The organism is Bradyrhizobium sp. USDA 327 (genome assembly GCF_041262065.1).
Lineage (GTDB): Bacteria > Pseudomonadota > Alphaproteobacteria > Rhizobiales > Xanthobacteraceae > Bradyrhizobium > Bradyrhizobium liaoningense.
Map to the genome: position 1 here is coordinate 7,820,679 of NZ_JBGCCW010000001.1, position 15,454 is coordinate 7,836,132.

Annotated in this window: 18 protein-coding genes; 8 read left to right on the forward strand and 10 right to left on the reverse strand. The window is 65.3% G+C overall.

What is annotated here, in order from left to right; genetic code table 11:
- The first annotated feature begins 123 nt into the window (after positions 1–123).
- Together ABIA42_RS36930 and ABIA42_RS36935 are read left to right on the forward strand one after the other, a co-directional pair.
- Positions 124–945, forward strand: a complete 822-nt coding sequence (locus ABIA42_RS36930) for a DUF1295 domain-containing protein (protein ID WP_370116097.1) — start codon at positions 124–126, stop codon at positions 943–945.
- A gap of 112 nt (positions 946–1,057) precedes the next feature.
- The gene (locus ABIA42_RS36935; protein ID WP_370116095.1) at positions 1,058–1,459 is read left to right on the forward strand and encodes a DUF2177 family protein; all 402 of its coding nucleotides are present in this window, start codon (positions 1,058–1,060) and stop codon (positions 1,457–1,459) included.
- 26 nt (positions 1,460–1,485) lie between these two features.
- Here ABIA42_RS36935 and ABIA42_RS36940 read toward each other — a convergent pair whose 3' ends face one another.
- From ABIA42_RS36940 to ABIA42_RS36955, 4 genes are all read right to left on the reverse strand, one after another.
- Positions 1,486–1,788, reverse strand: a complete 303-nt coding sequence (locus tag ABIA42_RS36940) for a hypothetical protein (protein WP_271527103.1) — start codon at positions 1,786–1,788, stop codon at positions 1,486–1,488.
- 15 nt (positions 1,789–1,803) lie between these two features.
- Positions 1,804–2,388 (reverse strand): RNA polymerase sigma factor, encoded by a 585-nt coding sequence (locus ABIA42_RS36945; protein ID WP_370116093.1) that lies wholly within the window; start codon positions 2,386–2,388, stop codon positions 1,804–1,806.
- 79 nt (positions 2,389–2,467) lie between these two features.
- Positions 2,468–3,109 carry a ChrR family anti-sigma-E factor gene (locus ABIA42_RS36950; RefSeq protein ID WP_370116091.1) on the reverse strand — a complete coding sequence of 214 codons (642 nt, stop codon included), beginning with the start codon at positions 3,107–3,109 and terminating at the stop codon, positions 2,468–2,470.
- Entirely contained in the window at positions 3,106–3,651 is a 546-nt protein-coding gene (locus ABIA42_RS36955) for a sigma-70 family RNA polymerase sigma factor (RefSeq protein ID WP_271527451.1), read from the reverse strand. The genes ABIA42_RS36950 and ABIA42_RS36955 overlap by 4 nt, the downstream gene beginning before the upstream one ends.
- Before the next feature lie 295 nt (positions 3,652–3,946).
- Between ABIA42_RS36955 and ABIA42_RS36960 the strand changes: the two genes are divergently transcribed.
- From ABIA42_RS36960 to ABIA42_RS36975, 4 genes are all read left to right on the forward strand, one after another.
- Positions 3,947–4,195, forward strand: coding sequence for a hypothetical protein (locus ABIA42_RS36960; protein WP_271527101.1), 249 nt, complete (start codon positions 3,947–3,949; stop codon positions 4,193–4,195).
- Positions 4,196–4,366: 171 nt separating this feature from the next.
- Complete coding sequence (locus tag ABIA42_RS36965; protein WP_370116089.1) at positions 4,367–5,044, forward strand: FABP family protein; 678 nt, start codon at positions 4,367–4,369, stop codon at positions 5,042–5,044.
- A 19-nt stretch (positions 5,045–5,063) separates the two neighbouring features.
- Positions 5,064–5,771, forward strand: coding sequence for a RibD family protein (locus ABIA42_RS36970; RefSeq protein ID WP_370116087.1), 708 nt, complete (start codon positions 5,064–5,066; stop codon positions 5,769–5,771).
- A 7-nt stretch (positions 5,772–5,778) separates the two neighbouring features.
- Complete coding sequence (locus ABIA42_RS36975) at positions 5,779–7,050, forward strand: flavin monoamine oxidase family protein (protein ID WP_370116085.1); 1,272 nt, start codon at positions 5,779–5,781, stop codon at positions 7,048–7,050.
- Between the two features lie 33 nt (positions 7,051–7,083).
- Here the strand turns inward: ABIA42_RS36975 and ABIA42_RS36980 are convergent, their stop codons facing one another.
- The 3 genes from ABIA42_RS36980 to ABIA42_RS36990 all read right to left on the reverse strand — a co-directional run bounded on the left by ABIA42_RS36980 (position 7,084) and on the right by ABIA42_RS36990 (position 8,656).
- On the reverse strand, positions 7,084–7,398 hold the full coding sequence (locus tag ABIA42_RS36980) for a hypothetical protein (protein ID WP_271527097.1): 315 nt from the start codon (positions 7,396–7,398) through the stop codon (positions 7,084–7,086).
- Positions 7,399–7,562: 164 nt separating this feature from the next.
- Entirely contained in the window at positions 7,563–8,132 is a 570-nt protein-coding gene (locus ABIA42_RS36985; RefSeq protein ID WP_370116083.1) for a cysteine hydrolase family protein, read from the reverse strand.
- 176 nt (positions 8,133–8,308) lie between these two features.
- Positions 8,309–8,656, reverse strand: coding sequence for a DUF3088 domain-containing protein (locus ABIA42_RS36990; RefSeq protein ID WP_370116081.1), 348 nt, complete (start codon positions 8,654–8,656; stop codon positions 8,309–8,311).
- A gap of 111 nt (positions 8,657–8,767) precedes the next feature.
- On the opposite strand from ABIA42_RS36990, the gene ABIA42_RS36995 reads away from it, so the two are divergent.
- Both ABIA42_RS36995 and ABIA42_RS37000 read left to right on the forward strand, forming a co-directional pair.
- On the forward strand, positions 8,768–10,594 hold the full coding sequence (locus tag ABIA42_RS36995; protein WP_370116079.1) for a long-chain fatty acid--CoA ligase: 1,827 nt from the start codon (positions 8,768–8,770) through the stop codon (positions 10,592–10,594).
- 76 nt (positions 10,595–10,670) lie between these two features.
- Positions 10,671–12,248, forward strand: coding sequence for an oleate hydratase (locus ABIA42_RS37000; protein ID WP_271527093.1), 1,578 nt, complete (start codon positions 10,671–10,673; stop codon positions 12,246–12,248).
- Positions 12,249–12,251: 3 nt separating this feature from the next.
- On the opposite strand, the gene ABIA42_RS37005 is transcribed toward ABIA42_RS37000, so the two are convergent.
- The 3 genes from ABIA42_RS37005 to ABIA42_RS37015 all read right to left on the reverse strand — a co-directional run bounded on the left by ABIA42_RS37005 (position 12,252) and on the right by ABIA42_RS37015 (position 15,373).
- Positions 12,252–12,830, reverse strand: coding sequence for a hypothetical protein (locus tag ABIA42_RS37005; protein WP_370116077.1), 579 nt, complete (start codon positions 12,828–12,830; stop codon positions 12,252–12,254).
- Between the two features lie 203 nt (positions 12,831–13,033).
- Complete coding sequence (locus tag ABIA42_RS37010) at positions 13,034–14,347, reverse strand: tetratricopeptide repeat protein (RefSeq protein ID WP_370116075.1); 1,314 nt, start codon at positions 14,345–14,347, stop codon at positions 13,034–13,036.
- Positions 14,348–14,362: 15 nt separating this feature from the next.
- Positions 14,363–15,373, reverse strand: a complete 1,011-nt coding sequence (locus tag ABIA42_RS37015) for an aldo/keto reductase (protein WP_370116073.1) — start codon at positions 15,371–15,373, stop codon at positions 14,363–14,365.
- Positions 15,374–15,454: the final 81 nt, after the last annotated feature.

Sequence of the window (15,454 nt, forward strand, 5' to 3'; positions counted from 1 at the left end):
ATGCAGGGAAACGTTCGGCGGGACGGCGCGGATCACCTTGCGGATCATCGGCCAGCCCGCCGCCGCAGGCGAAACCAGTTCCTGCAGCGGACGTATCGAGGAGACGTCAACTCTGGTGATGGCATGGTTTTGGTGCATGTTCAGGCATTAGGCGGCATTGCGCTGGCCCTTTGTCTCCTGATGGGACTGGCTTGGGTCGTTCAGCAGCGCACCGGAAATTCCGGATGGGTGGATGCAATCTGGTCCTACGCGACCGGCCTCGTTGGCGCGGGCGCCGCCCTGTGGCCTCTCGATGCCGGGGCGTCGGCACGCCAGGTGCTTGTCGGGAGCCTCGTGCTGCTTTGGTCGGTGCGCCTAGGGACGCACATTGCGCGCCGGGCCGCGGCAGGCATCGACGATCCACGATATGCGAACTATACGCGTCAATGGGGGGCTGCGGCTCCTCGCCGGATGTTCCTTTTCCTGCAATCGCAGGCGCTGGTCTCAGTGCCGTTGCCGTTCGCCGTCTTCCTCGCGGCGCACGCTCCCGAGCCCGGATTGCGACTGCAGGACTACGCCGGCGCCGTTATTCTTCTGGCAGCCGTCGCAGGCGAGGCATTGGCGGACCGGCAATTGCGCTGGTTCAAGCTCTGCCCCTCCAACGCCGGACTCGTCTGCGATGCTGGCCTTTGGCGCTGGTCGCGCCATCCGAACTATTTCTTCGAATGGCTGGGGTGGTGGGCCTACCCGATCATCGCGTTGTCGTCCGGATATGCATGGGGGTGGGCCAGCCTAGCGGCGCCGGCGATCATGTACTGGATACTCGTGCATGTGACGGGGATACCCCCGCTCGAGGAGCAGATGCTGCAATCGCGCGGCGACCGGTATCGGGAGTATCAGGCGCGTACCAATGCATTCTTCCCGTGGCCGCCGGAAACACGCACATTGATGGCCGGTGGCTGCTGACTGCACGCAAGCCGGCGTGAGTGTGCGGATATGATCCGGCGTGGCTCGACGGTCGTTAATCCGGTGCCGGGTTCGACAAGCCGGGCAGATGCAATCGGACGGGAACGCGGACATGAATCTTCTCTTCACCTATCTTTCGGTAGGTTTGACCTTCGTTGCGATCGACATGGTCTGGCTGAAGATCATGGTTGAAAGGCTTTACCGGCCGGTGCTGGGCGATATGTTGCGGGCCGAGCCCAATCTGGCGGCCGCTGCAGCATTCTACTTGCTGTATCCCATCGGTTTGATCTGGTTCGCCGTGCTGCCCGCGCAGCAAGACGGGAGTGCGCTGCGCGCTTTCACGTCCGGCGTGATGCTCGGCTGCTTCAGCTATGCGACCTATGATCTCACCAATCAGGCGACCCTGCGGAATTGGTCGACCGGGCTGACACTAGCGGATGTTTGCTGGGGATCGTTTCTCGCCGGTGTCAGTGCCTGGATCGGATTTCTCGTCGCTCGGAAGCTGGCACACTGAGCGGAGAGTAAGCGCGACAAGCCGAGCTAGGGGTAACTTCGCCCTCCGAGCTGATCGAACGTGTCTCTCGTTTCGGCGATCTTGTCGGACAAGGATCTGAATGCGCTTTGAGCCTGCAGCTTCGCATCTTCGTCGAGCAGGAGGAAGGCGAGATCGACCAGTTGATCGCTCATGCGCTCCATGGCAGCAAGCATCTGATCGAGGCCGGCTCCGGGATCTCCGGCTCCGACACGTTCGACATCTCTCAAAACCGCTTCGAGCCGTGCGATCGAAGAGACGAGCCGGTCCCCGCGATCGGGCTCCGGAAACGCGATGATCTCTGCAGCCATGCGCGTTCTCCGGCTTCAGGCCGCGGCCGATGCCGCAAGGCAATCCTTGCGCACCGCCAGAATGGTTCGGTGAAGCCAGGTCTTGATGGTGCCGACCGGCACTCCGAAGCGTCGTGACAGGCTGGCCCGACTCTCGCCTTCGAGATAAGCCAGAGCCACCAGCTTGCGGCGATCTTCCGGCAAACGAGCCAACGCCCCGCGCGCAATCGGTTCTGCGCTGGCGTAGTCGAAATCCTCGATCGATGACGGGCCGGCTCCCGCCGGAACCAAAAGCGCTTCGTTCAATTCGTAAGTTGCTTGCCTTCTGGTCCGCCGATGATCGATTGCGGTATTCCGGACGATTGCGGCCATCCAGGCCATCGCCGGGGCGCGTTCGGGATCGAACCGGTCAGCCTTCCGCCAGATCTTCAGGAAGGTTTCCTGGAGGATGTCGTCGACCTCGTGAGGCGGGGATCCAACGGCCAGCGCTATCCTGCGCAGCCGATCTCGTGTCAACGTGTGGAGCTCTGCGAAGGCACGTGTCTCGCCCGCGGAAACGCGTGCCAGCAATTCGGGCAGCCTCTCGCTCGGCACCTGACTCGCCAGGCTTGAACCGGCCATGTCCTGTCTCCCTTGCGTCTGTATCGAAACGCTCGGGGCACGGGTCCGGATCACTTTGCAGGGGAAGGACTCTCGAGAATCAAAGCCGCACGAACGGCCCGATCAGTCGGCCGAGAAAACCGTTCATGCGCAGGTCGCCGGTCATCGCGACCAGGCAGACGCATGGGCCTTCGTCGCCGACGATGGGACGATGCTCGATCTCGTCATCACCGTAATCGAAATCACCAGGACCAAAGCGTCCGCCCTCGTGACTGAAGCTGCCCTCGAGCACGAGGGTCAGTTCGGTGCCGGTGTGAGTGTGTTCGAGCATGCGTGAGCCTGGCGCGGACCGAAGCAGAAAGGCGCGCGCCTTGCCCGAACTGGACAGCTCGATCGGCCGCATGCTTAGACCCGGCGCGATGCGCCGGCGCTTGCCGATGCGATACTTTCGCAGTGCCGGCGGAAGATCATGATTGGCGTCGGACGAGAGGGGCGGCGCCGCTTGGTCTTCCGGAGAGCCGTCAATTCGTGACATCACACGGTCGAACGCATCTGGCGCGATCGGCACCGGCTCGACATCCTCCAGCGCTGCTCCCGCAAGCTGCTCTATGGCCTGCACAAAGCGGGCGCACCGCGTGCAACCTGCCACATGCACTCCTACGACCAGCTGATGGGCCTCTTCCAGCTTGCCAGCCGCGAAATCGGCCAGAAGATCTTCAGGCGGATGGTGGCTGATCGTCATGCTTCTTCGTCCAATATGTCTCTCAACCGGTTCATCGCCAGCCTGATCCGCGACTTGACCGTTCCGAGCGGAATACCAAGCTGGCTCGCGATTTCAGGGTGCGCCCTCTCCTCGATGAACGACAGCCTCACCACCATGGATTGTTCTGTCGAGAGTTGCTTGATGGCGGACTCGATCCGTGCGGCATCTTGCACCCGCGAAATGACGGCATCTGCCGATTCGGCCGGATCTGGTGCATCGGACAGCTCGGGATCGGCATGCAGACGGTCTGCCCGCGCTCTGCGACGGAACAAATCGATCCGCAGATTGCGCGCGATCGTAAATATCCAGGCCGCCGCGCCCGCTGTCGCAGGATCGAAAAGGCTCGCCTTCCGCCACACGGCGATCATCGTGTTTTGGGCGATCTCCTCCGCTTCGTCGGGGCTGCACCCGGCTTTCTGCATCAGTCCCTTGATGCGAGGCGCGAAATGCTCGAATAACCGCTTAAAAGCGGCCCGGTCACCGTGAGAGGCGACGCGCCCGATCAAGTCAGCCCAATCCACCTTTGCCTTCGGCCCTTTGCTCGCACCAATGGACAGCCGCGCCTCACCCCGCCGGGGCACGCGAGCTTCAGCCCGGATTGGCACATCTATAGCCCGGATAGCAGCGATCATGGCGCCTCGACAAGCGATCTCCGAGGCTGAGAACGAGCGGGAACAGGCCCCAGATCACTGTGAAAAGCCCAATTGTTGGTTCCGAACCGGATGCTCTGTATCCCCCCATCCTGGCACTCCGCTTGCTCAGTCAGGAGCCAAGCCAAGGTCTCGGCAAGTAGGCCGTTTCAGGTTGAGGCAAGTGATGCAGAAAATGTCCCGTTCTGGTGCTGCCGGTGAACTCCGGCTCGATGCATTGATCGCCGATTTGTGGTGGCGCGTTCGGCTCCTGAACACCGACATCCTCGAGGAGGAGGCTCGGGCCCGGGTGTCCGACGTGAACCAGCCGACCTATCCGCTGCTCGCGCTCAACCTGCGCACACGACGCGACAACCTGGTGTCGACGATCGGCGTGCTCGAGCAGCGCGCGAGAGCAATGTCGGAAGCGGCTTGAGGGCAGTCTCCGGGCCGGCGGCCGCGCCACGCCGCGGGGTCGTCGGCGCACGGGATGCAACGAGCATCGTCGCATGGCTCGAATGCCTCCGACGCTTGTCGGGGCATGAGTTGAATTCACGCCGCGCCTGGCTGTGATATTGCTGGCCCTCTGCAATCCCGCGAGGCCTCCATGCTCCCCATTCCCGCCGATATCTTCACCGAGCCCGAGGACGTGTCGCCCGACGGCCTTGCCAATCTCGGCCCGCTGCGGCGGCTGGCCGGCACCTGGCAGGCGGACAAGGGCATCGACATCAACCCGAAGGCGGAGGGGCCGGAGCGGCGAACCTTCATCGAGCGCATCCGCATGGACCCCATCGATCCGCAGGCCAACGGGCCGCAGCTGCTGTACGGTCTGCGCTATCACATCCACATCAACACGCCCGAGGAAGATATCACCTTCCACGACCAGGTCGGCTATTGGCTGTGGGAGCCCGCGACCAGGCTGATCATGCAGACGCTGGCGATCCCGCGCGGGCAGGTGCTGCTGGCCTCGGGCAAGGTCGGGCCCGATGACAAGACAATCACGGTCACCGCCAAACGCGGCGATACCGCTTACGGGATCTGCTCGACCGACTTCCTGGAACAGGCTTTCCGCACCGATGCCTACCGCTGCGACATCACCTTCAACGATGACGGCAGCTGGACCTATCTGATCCAGACCGAGTTGTTCGTGCGCGGCGCGCCGTTCAATCATCGCGACACCAACACGCTCCAGCTCGTCGCGCCGCCAAAGCTCAATCCGCTGGCGGTGATCGTCAATGATCGCGCCAAAGAGAATGCAGCAGCTGGCGGTGGATCCGCCGCCTGAGCGCTATCCGGAGAATTGCATGAAGCCGTATGTCATCTGTCTGATGCACTCCAGCCTCGACGGCCGCACGCATCCGAGCCGCTGGCGTCCGAAGGGGGCAGGCACGGATTGGTTCGAGAAGGTCCATGACGAGCTTGGCGGCGATGCCTGGGTGATCGGCCGCGTCACCGGGGCGGAGTTCGCCAAGGGCAAGCCCTATCCCCCGACGGAGGCAACGTTCCCGCGCGAGAACTGGTTTGCGCGGCGCGATGCGAAGACCTATGGCGTGGTGCTCGATGCACAGGGCAAGATCGGCTGGGGGCGCTCGGACATCGGCGGCGACCCGATCGTGGTCGTGCTGACCGAGCGTGTGCCGGATTCGCATCTCGCCGGCCTTCGCGGCGAGGGCGTGTCCTACATCTTTGCCGGCAAGTCCGAGATCGACCTGGGGCTGACGCTGGACATCCTCGCCCGCGAGCTCGGCGTGAAGCGTCTGCTGGTGGAGGGCGGCGGCGTCGCCAACGGCGCGTTCCTGCGCGCCGGTCTCATCGACGAATTCAATCTGATTCTCAGCCCGGCAATCGACGGCGCAAAAGGCGCACCCTTCGTGTTCGACTCGACAGAGGCGGACAGCGACCGGCGTGCGCCGATCACCGCGATGACGCTGGAGAGCACGCGCGAGCTCGGCGGCGGCGTCCTGCTGCTGCGATATCTGATCAAGAACGATCCACAAGCAGCGAGCCGGTAAGCGCGGCATGTCGGATCCATCCGAGCACATCGTCATTGTCGGCGCCGGCGCGGCCGGCCTGATGGCGGCGCGCGAGTTGGCGCGTGCCGGCCGGAAGGTGACGATCCTGGAGGCACGCCAGCGCTGTGGCGGCCGCATTCATCCGCTGCCGGCCTCGGAGTTCGGCTATCCCGCCGATGGCGGCGCTGAATTCGTTCATGGCGAGGCGCCGGTCACGCGCGCACTCCTGCGCGACGCCGGGCTGTCCCTTCAGGAGATCGAAGGCGAGCAGTGGAGCTTTGACGGGACGAGGCTCTCGCGCGAGGATCGCCGCGATCTTCATGAGGCAGAGCTTCAAGCCACGCTGCGGGGCTTGAAGGACGATCTCGTGGTCGCCGATTTCCTGCGCCGGCATTTTGCCGGGGACGACTATGCGCCGATGCGCCATTCGATCGAACGGATGGTCGAGGGTTATGATGCGGCCGACCCCGAGCGCGCGTCCACGCTGGCGCTGCGCGCGGAATGGATGGATAGCGGACATGCTCCGCAGGCGCGGATCGACGGCGGATACGGCGCCATGATCGATGTGCTGGCGGCCGACTGCCGCAGGCACGGCGCGACCATCCGCCTCGGCTGCGTCGTGTCGGCGATCGCGGAGGAGGGCGGCGCGGTGACCGTTCGCTGCGCCGGCGGTGATGTGCACGCCTGTGATCGCGCGATCCTCACCGTGCCGCTGCCGCTGCTGCGCGAGATCGCGCTGCCGGCGGAGGCGCGCGCGAAGCTTGCCGCAGCCGACGACATCGGCTTCGGTAACGTCATCAAGATCCTGCTGCGCTTCGCGCGGCCATGGTGGCACGAGCGCAAGGAAAATCTCGCGGACATGACCTTCCTCTTGTCCGACCAGGCGATCCCGGTGTGGTGGACGCGCTATCCGGACCCGCGCCCCGTGCTCACGGGCTGGTTCGGCGGCCCGCGCACGGCGGAGCTGGAAAGCCTCGATCCGCAGGGACTGGTCGATGCCGGGCTCGGCTCGCTCGCCGCCGTGTTCGGCCTGCCGCGCGATGACATCGCACGCGAGCTCGTGGCGGCGGCTGCGATCAACTGGGCGCATGATCGCTTCGCGCGCGGCGCCTATTCTTGGGCGACGCCGCGGACGCGGGAGGCACAAGCGATCCTCGCACGTGCCGACGGGCGCGTGCTGTTTTCGGGTGAAGCGCTCTATCGCGGCCGCGATATGGGCACGGTCGAGGCAGCGCTCGCGAGCGGGTTGGAGACGGCGGAGAGAATCTTGCAGGGATAACGGAAAGGCCCGCATTTCTGCGGGCCTTTTGTCTTACCAGCGTCCGCCGCCGAAGCTGAACGTCACGCCGGGGCCGCCGCCGTAATAGCCGTACGGTCCGCCGCCGTAATAGCCTTGGTGCCGCGGATAGTAACCGTAGCTTCTGTAATGGGGCCGGTAATGGCCGTGATGATGCCGCCAATGATGATTGTGACCGTGCCAGCGATGGTGCCTGCGGTGCGCGCTGATGTCGGTGGACTGGCTTTCCTGCGCGGTCTGCTTGGCGCTTCCGCTGCCCGCCGCGTTGGCCGACGATCCGCCGGCAAACGCCGCAGCACCGAGGGCAATCGCGGCAATGAGATACTTCATGTCGTCACTCCAGTTGAATGTCGTATGACAACACATGGGTGCCGGCTGCGTTCCAGCCAGTGCGGGCGTCGAAACGACGCAGCGCGCGATGTGCGACGTCACGCGAATGATCGTGTGTCGTGGGATGTATTGTCGCATCACCGGCGCTCATCGCGCCGCCGCCATCACTTCGCCGCGAATGTTGCGATCACCTCGTCTGTAATGACGATGCGCGCGAATTCACCGTTGAGATTCGACAGCGTCATTGCGTGGATCTGCTCGGCGGAATGCGCCTCGCCGTCGGGCCCGATGCGGTCGAACGTCCAGGTCGCATCGCGCACCAGGCACGCATCGAAGCCGAGATTGCCCGCCATCCGTGTCGTCGTCTCGACGCAATGATTTGTGGTGGCGCCGCAGATGACGAGCGTGGCGATGTTGCTTGCGCGCAGGCGCGTCTCGAGCTCCGTGCCGATGAAGGCGCTGTTGACGCGCTTGACGATCACGGGCTCGCCGTCCTGCTCGCGCGCCTCGTCCTTGACCGCGTAGCCGGAACGCGATGGCAGAAACGACGAATCCGGCTTCGTGCCTTCGTGGCGGATGTGGAAGATCGGCGCGCGATTCGTCCTGAAGGCCTTCAGCAGATCGACGATGCGCGCCACCGCATCCGGATTGTTGCGTCGCTTGCCCGCAGCTTCCCATTCGTCGAATGCGCGCTGGACGTCGACGACGATGAGGGCGGGGAGGGGGTATGGCATGAGGAGTGGCTCTCGGCACGTTTGTTTGGCCGACTATGCGAGACGATCAGGGAAGCGCAATGCCGATCTTCCCTCGTTTCGCGACAGTTTCCGTGCCCCGGACGCAGCGCAGCTCGAAGGTGCGCCTGCAGAGCCGCGACATCAGAATAGGGCTACGCGGGCCGCGGGAATTCCTTCTATGGATGGGGATCGGGAAAGCGGTGGCGCTCGGAGAGCGTGGCGAGGATCGCGTCCTTGTCGGCGATGAAGGTGCGGCCATGATGGCTGCCGGTCTGGTGCGGTGAAGTCGCTCCAGTCGCGAGCACGAGCAGCGGCAGCGATTGGTTCTCCTCGCCGACCAGCGCGATCACCGCTTGCCGCGGTCGTGGCCAGGGGATCCGCTCGACGTCGAGCTTCTCGGCGAGGGCCGGAAACGAGGCCAGCACGCCCTCGATCAGGGCGCAATGCCAGCAATAGAACCGGCGCCCCGGAAAGGCCGGATCCTCGAAACCGGGACGCAGCAGAAACAGGCGGTCGCGCGTCATGGGTCGCTCCGAAGCATGGCCGCCTTGCTGAGGATCAAGGCGGCACGGTCTGGCCGGCCTAGTGTCGAGACCCCAAATGGTTGGGGATCGATAGGGTTAAGAAAGGACGCCATGCCGGGGCCGATCAGTCAACCGCAGTCGCTCGCTGACGTGACGACACTGCCGGAGCTCTTGCGCTGGCGCGTCAGTGCGACGCCGGCGGCGGAAGCCTATCGCTATTTTGACGACGCTGCCGGACGCTGGGTCAGTCAGTCATGGCAGGAAATCGATGCGGAATTCGAGCGCTGGCGGCGGGCGCTGGCGGCTGAGGGCTTTTCGGCCGGCGAGCGCGTCGCCATCCTGATGCCGAACGGCATTCCGCATGTCGCGATGGATCAGGCGGCGCTGTCGCGCGGACTCGTGCCGGTGCCGATGCATGCCGTCGACAACCCCGACAGCATCGCCTACATCCTCGCCGATTCCGGTGCGCAGCTGCTGTTCGTGGATACGTTGTCGCGCTGGCAGGCGATCACCTCCACTGGCCAGCCGCTCGACCATCTCAAGCGCATCGTCTGCGCGGATGCGGCGGGGCTCACTGCCGCCGATGCCCGTATCGTCGCGCTCGACCGCTGGCTCGCGGAGCCCCGAAGCGCCAGCGCGCCGCTGGCCGACGTCGCGGTCGAGCCGGGCGATCTTGCCGCCATCGTCTACACTTCGGGCACGACCGGCCGGCCTAAGGGCGTGATGCTGTCGCATGGCAACATCGTCGCCAACGTGAAGGCCGTCGCGCGGCGCATCGCGGCCGTGCCGAACGACGTCTTCTTGTCCTTTCTGCCGCTCTCGCACACCTTCGAGCGTACCGGCGGCTATTATTATCCGATCGCGGTGGGGGCCTGCGTCGCCTATGCGCGCTCGGTGTCGCAGCTCGGGGAAGACCTGAAAATCGTACGGCCGACGGTGCTTGTTTCGGTGCCGCGCATCTATGAGCGCATCTACGCCCTCATCATGCAACATCGCGCAGCGGCCGGCGGCGCAGAACGCGCGCTGCTCCATCTCGCGCTTGCCGTCGGAGGCCGGCGCTTCGATGCGCGGCAGGGTCGCCGCTCGCCGGCGCTGTTCGACCGGCTTGCCTGGCCGCTCCTGAAGCGTTTCGTCGCCGACAAGGTGCTGGCCCAGTTCGGCGGGCGCCTGCGCGTTGCGGTCTCCGGCGGCGCTCCGATTGCCGAGCCGGTCATCCGCCTGTTTCTCGCGCTCGGGCTCGACGTCCTTCAGGGCTACGGCATGACCGAGACCTCGCCAGTCGTTTCCGTCAATACGCCCGACGACAACGATCCGTCCTCGGTCGGCCGCGTCCTGGACGGTATAGAGGTCAGGCTCGGCGAGCTCGACGAACTGCTCGTGCGCGGGCCGAGCGTGATGCTCGGCTACTGGCACAAGCCGGAGGAGACGCGCAGGGTCAAGCAGGCCGATGGCTGGCTGCACACTGGCGATCAGGCCCGCATCGAGAGCGGGCGCATCACCATCACCGGCCGCATCAAGGACATCCTGGTCACTTCGACCGGCGAGAAGATCGCGCCGGTGGATCTGGAGACCGCCATCCTCGCCGATCCCTTGTTCGAGCAGGCACTGGTGATCGGCGAACAGCGGCCGTTCCTCGCCGCGTTGGTCGTGCTGAACGCAAAAGCCTGGGTGCAGGAGAAAGAAAGGCTCGCGGCGAGCGGCAAGCAAGGCGCCGCGGCGGAACGGGCCGCTCTGCTGGCCAGAATAGCGGCCGCCGTGAAGGCCTATCCGTCCTACGCGACGCCGCGCGCGGTATGGTGGACGCTGGATCCGTGGACCATTGCTGGCGGCCTGCTCACGCCAACGCTGAAGAACAAGCGTCCCGCGCTCGAGCGCCGCTTCGCCGCCGAGATCGAGCAGATCTACGCCAAGAAGCCGGTGCCGATAACGTCGACGTGATTTCGCCTCCGGTCGCCCTTGATCCAGCGCAACTTCGGCCGCCGCTGCCCGATGCAATGTGGCCGCGACATTCGAAATGCAATCGAGGCAGATCATGAAGGCCTATTTCATCGGCGGCGGCATTGGATCGCTCGCAGGCGCGGCATTCCTCGTTCGCGATGCGCAGCTGCCGGGGCGCGACATCGTGATTTACGAGGCGCTGCCGCTGGTCGGCGGCAGCCTCGACGGCGCGCAGCTCGCGAACGGCGCCTATTCGCTGCGCGGCGGGCGCATGCTCACCACGGACCATTACGAATGCACCTGGGATCTGCTCTCGAGCATTCCCTCGCTCGAACATCCCGGCCTCAGCGTGCGCGACGAGACCATCGCCTTCAACGAAGAGAACCCGGCGCATTCCCGCGCGCGTCTGATCGACCGCAACCGCTTCAAGGTCGACGTCTCGCACATGGGCTTCTCCGCGCGCGACCGGATCGAGCTGCTGCGGCTCACCGAAGCTTCGGAGGAGACGCTCGGCAATAGCCGCATCACCGACTGGCTGTCGCCCGGATTCTTCGAGTCCAATTTCTGGTACATGTGGCAGACCACCTTCGCCTTCCAGCCCTGGCACAGCGCGGTCGAGCTGAAGCGCTATCTGCACCGCTTCATGAGCGAGTTTCCGCGCATCGAGACGCTCGGCGGCGTCAAGCGCACCGTCTACAATCAGTATGACGCGATCGTGCGGCCGCTCGCCGACTGGCTCAAGCGCCAGGGCGTGCAGTTCGTGCGCGGCACGCGCGTAACCGACATGGCGTTCGAGGCCGACGGCGCGCGCATGCGCGTGCGCCAGCTCACGCTCGACCGCGACAGCCGTACCGCCAACGTCCGGGTCGACGACGGCGATCTCGTCTTCTTCCAGAACGGGTCGATGACGGATGCTTCGAGCCTGGGCACGATGACCGAGCCGCCGCCGCGCCTGACCAAGGCCGACAGCCAGGGCTGGGCACTGTGGGAGACGATCGCGCAAGGGCGTCCCGAATTCGGCAATCCGTCCGCGTTCAACAGCTCGATCCCCGAATCCTACTGGCTGTCCTTCACCGTCACCTGCCGCGATCCGCGATTCTTCGACCGGATGGAAGCGTTCTCTGGCAACAGGGCCGGCACCGGCGGTCTCGTCACGTTCAAGGACTCCAACTGGCTGATGTCGGTCGTGCTCTATCACCAGCCGCATTTCACGGGCCAGCCGAAGAACGTGCAGGTGTTCTGGGGCTACGCGCTGCATCCCGACCGCATCGGCAATTTCGTGGCAAAGCCGATGTCGGATTGCGGCGGCGCCGACATCCTGAAGGAGCTCTGCGGTCACCTGAACTTCGATCCCGCCGTGTTCGAGGATGCGATCTGCATTCCCTGCCGCATGCCTTACATCACCAGCATGTTCATGCCGCGCAAGGCGGCCGACCGGCCGCTGCCGGTCCCCGAAAATTCCATCAATCTCGCGTTCGTCAGCCAGTTCGTCGAAATTCCCGATGACGTCGTGTTCACCGTCGAATATTCGGTGCGTGCGGCGCAGATGGCGGTCTATCGGCTCATGAAGATCGATCGCCCGGTGCCGCCGGTGACGCGGCACGACAAGTCGCTCGCCGTGATCTTCGCGACGCTGGAAAAGGCGTTTGCGTGATGGCTACTTGAACGGGTCCTGGATCGACGGCGCCGACTGGCGGATGCGGCGCACGCTGACCGGCGTGCCGTCGGAGACGAACAAGAGCTCGTATTTCCGGCCTTGGTTGTCGGTCGCCGAGCAGGTGACGTCGTTCACCTTCCTGGCGGCGAAATTGCCGGTCTGGCGGCAGACACCGGTGGAGGTCTGCTCGGCCGGCACCGGCAGGCCGTCGACCCTGGGGCGGTCCTTTGAGTTCAGCAGCATGCGGTCGATCGGCAGCTCGTAGGAATTGTCGTCGGCGCGCTTGCCGTTCTCCCCGGAAAACGACACGACGTGGCTGTCATCGGAGGGATTGTCGACAGCGACCGCGAAATTGACCCGGCCCTTGTCGCCATGGGCGTAGGCCACCGTCTTGCAAGCATAGGTGCGGCCTGCGACCTTGAACGTCTTGCAGTGGCCGGAGATCAGCGCCAGGAGGTCGATGAAGGCGTTCTGCTGCGGCTGCGGATTGTTGACCGGAATGGGTCCAGAAGTCTCGGCAAAACAAGGACTTGCCAAGACCATGATCAGGGCGGCGAGGACCGGTCGGCAGAGGCGCATCGTCGGGCTCGTGTGCCAGGGGGCCGTGGCGGCGGACAAGGTCCGTGCAACAACCATCGAACCGCAAATTGGTTGCGATCCCGTTTGCTCCGCAGTTCCCGCCTGGAATACCACCGCGTCACCCCCGACGGCGCTTTCGCCCAAATTGCCCAACCCGTATGGCCGGCACATGCCATCAGGGCAGTGTTTTTTTCGTGGCGGAGCTAGCCTGTCGCCGCCCGCCAGCGCGAATCCCGAAGCGACGGCCGGCGGTGCAGGCGGGCATCCAGCAGGGCGCGGGCGCGGGGCAGCTCACCGCTGCGCATGAGCGCGACGATAAAGGTGTCCTCGATCAGCTCGCGCTGGGCATGGCTGCCGCCGATGCGCACGACCTCGCCGAGGACCGGCGCGAGCACCTGGACGCAAGTTCCGTAGTCCTCATCGGCGAAAGCCAGGAGCGCGCGGCAGATTGTCGGTACCACGGGACCGGCGGGCAGCTTGCCGTCAGCGAGCCGCTGCTCGATCGCCCCAAGGCGCGCGGCGAGCGCCTCGCGGTTTTGCGTGGCGGCCGCGAACAGCGCCATGTGGACGTCGGCAAAGGACAGGCTCGACTTCGGAAACAGCTTTTGCGCGGCAGCATCAGCCTCGCGCCACAGCGCTTTCGGCACGGCATGGCCGTAGGCCGACAGGCGCCAGAGCAGCGAGGCGCTGTCGGTGACGACGTTGAGCGGCGGCGCCTGCGTGGCGGAGGGCTGAATCACGTCGGCATAGATCGACAGCGCCCGCGCCGCATCGCCATGCTCGAGCGCGCCGAGCGCCTGGTGCCAGCGGATATGGCTGTGCAAGATTCCGGCGCGGTCGTAAGTGGGGATCCATTCGTCGACGAGACGATCGGCCTGATCGACCGAGCCGTCCTCGAACATCGCATGCAGCACCGCGTGCACGGCGTGGGCGTTATGCCGGCGCAGATTGAAGCCGCGCTCGGTGACGGCGCGGCCGCGGGCGACGTCGCCATTCTCCGTCATCGCCCAGCCGGACATGGTGAGGAACCACCAGTCCTCGCCATAATGCCGCGCGACGCGCTCGCAGAGCTCGTGCCGGGCGCGATCGTGATCGGCCATGCCGGAGAACGCGAACAGGCCGAACGCGCCGAGCGGCAGCGACAGCACCACGGCGTCGCGTGGCCATGCGTCGATGTGCTTCAGCGTCGATGCGATGGCCTCGGGCAGCCGGCCCTCGATCGCGAGCGCCAGCGTCTCGACATGCGAGCGCTCGCGCTCGGTGCCGCGCTTCGCCACCAGTTCGCGCGCGAGCGCCGCCTTCTGCCGCGCGAGATCGCCCTGCTGGTAGAAGGCATGCACGCGGCCTCGTGCGATATGGGGAAGCGCGAAATCCGGGTCGGTCGCGATCGCGCGCTCCAGCGTCTCCGCCGTGCCGGTCCAGCCCGCGAGCATGAGGTCGACGCTTTCGCGATACGCGGCCGCCGCTTCGTGCGAGGTGGTGGAGAGCGGCAGGCCGTAGCGGTCTTCAAGCGGCATCGTCGTCTCCCGTTCTCACGCCGTCCGCGCGCGGCGGCCTTCGATCGGATAGGCCGGGTCGTTGTAGCCCGGCGTCGAGGGATGGCCCGGCGTCACCAGCCGATCGATCAGGGCCTCGTCCTCCGCGGTGAAGGAGTAGTCGAGCGCGCTGATGTAGCCGTCCCATTGCTCTTCGGTGCGGGGACCGGCGATCACCGACGAGACGAAGGCGGAGTTCAGCACCCAGGCGACCGCGAACTGGCCGGCGGTGATGCCCTTCTTCTCCGCGTGCGTCTTGATCTCCTGCGCGAGGCGCAGCGATTCCGGCCGCCATTCGGTCTGCATCATGCGGGTGTCGTTGCGGCCCGCGCGCGTCTCCTTGTCGGGGGCGGCATCGGGCTTGTACTTGCCGGTGAGCACGCCGCGCGCCAAGGGGCTATAGGGCACGATGCCGAGACCGTAATAGGAACAGGCCGGGAAGTGTTCGACCTCCGGCATGCGGTTCATGGCGTTGTAGTAAGGCTGGCTCACCGCGGGTCGATCGATGCCGAGCCGGTCGCAGATGTTGCAGATCTCGGCAACGCGCCAGGCGCGGTAGTTGGAGACGCCGAAATAGCGCACCTTGCCCGCGCGGATCAGGTCACCCATCGCGCGCACCGTCTCTTCCAGCGGTGTCGCGTGATCTTCCTTGTGCAGATAGTAGATGTCGATGTGATCGGTGCCGAGCCGCGTCAGGCTTTCGTCGGCGGCCTGCAAGACCCAACGTCGTGACAGGCCGCCGCGATTGGGGTCGTTGCCCATGGGGTTTGCGAGTTTCGTTGCGAGCACCCAGGCGTGACGGTTGTTGCCGATCGCGCGTCCGACCACCTCTTCGGATGCGCCCTTCGAGTAGGCATCGGCGGTATCGATGAAGTTGATGCCGGCGCCGTGTGCCTTGTAGATGATCCGCTTCGATGCGGCTTCATCGGTCGGCCCACCGAACATCATGGTGCCCAGGCAGATCGGCGACACTTTCAGGCCGCTGCGGCCGAGTTGGCGGTATTGCATGGGCGGGTCCTCAACGCTGCGATGGGGCGCAGCATAGCCATCCGGTTCCGTCATTGCGAGCGCGGCGAAGCAATCCAGAGC

Coding starts and splice junctions, on each gene's coding strand:
- ABIA42_RS36930 (WP_370116097.1), top strand. CDS start 124: ATGGTTTTGGTGCATGTTCAGGCATTAGGCGGCATTGCGCTGGCCCTT.
- ABIA42_RS36935 (WP_370116095.1), top strand. CDS start 1,058: ATGAATCTTCTCTTCACCTATCTTTCGGTAGGTTTGACCTTCGTTGCG.
- ABIA42_RS36940 (WP_271527103.1), bottom strand. CDS start 1,788: ATGGCTGCAGAGATCATCGCGTTTCCGGAGCCCGATCGCGGGGACCGG.
- ABIA42_RS36945 (WP_370116093.1), bottom strand. CDS start 2,388: ATGGCCGGTTCAAGCCTGGCGAGTCAGGTGCCGAGCGAGAGGCTGCCC.
- ABIA42_RS36950 (WP_370116091.1), bottom strand. CDS start 3,109: ATGACGATCAGCCACCATCCGCCTGAAGATCTTCTGGCCGATTTCGCG.
- ABIA42_RS36960 (WP_271527101.1), top strand. CDS start 3,947: ATGCAGAAAATGTCCCGTTCTGGTGCTGCCGGTGAACTCCGGCTCGAT.
- ABIA42_RS36965 (WP_370116089.1), top strand. CDS start 4,367: ATGCTCCCCATTCCCGCCGATATCTTCACCGAGCCCGAGGACGTGTCG.
- ABIA42_RS36970 (WP_370116087.1), top strand. CDS start 5,064: ATGAAGCCGTATGTCATCTGTCTGATGCACTCCAGCCTCGACGGCCGC.
- ABIA42_RS36975 (WP_370116085.1), top strand. CDS start 5,779: ATGTCGGATCCATCCGAGCACATCGTCATTGTCGGCGCCGGCGCGGCC.
- ABIA42_RS36980 (WP_271527097.1), bottom strand. CDS start 7,398: ATGAAGTATCTCATTGCCGCGATTGCCCTCGGTGCTGCGGCGTTTGCC.
- ABIA42_RS36985 (WP_370116083.1), bottom strand. CDS start 8,132: ATGCCATACCCCCTCCCCGCCCTCATCGTCGTCGACGTCCAGCGCGCA.
- ABIA42_RS36990 (WP_370116081.1), bottom strand. CDS start 8,656: ATGACGCGCGACCGCCTGTTTCTGCTGCGTCCCGGTTTCGAGGATCCG.
- ABIA42_RS36995 (WP_370116079.1), top strand. CDS start 8,768: ATGCCGGGGCCGATCAGTCAACCGCAGTCGCTCGCTGACGTGACGACA.
- ABIA42_RS37000 (WP_271527093.1), top strand. CDS start 10,671: ATGCAATCGAGGCAGATCATGAAGGCCTATTTCATCGGCGGCGGCATT.
- ABIA42_RS37005 (WP_370116077.1), bottom strand. CDS start 12,830: ATGCGCCTCTGCCGACCGGTCCTCGCCGCCCTGATCATGGTCTTGGCA.
- ABIA42_RS37010 (WP_370116075.1), bottom strand. CDS start 14,347: ATGCCGCTTGAAGACCGCTACGGCCTGCCGCTCTCCACCACCTCGCAC.
- ABIA42_RS37015 (WP_370116073.1), bottom strand. CDS start 15,373: ATGCAATACCGCCAACTCGGCCGCAGCGGCCTGAAAGTGTCGCCGATC.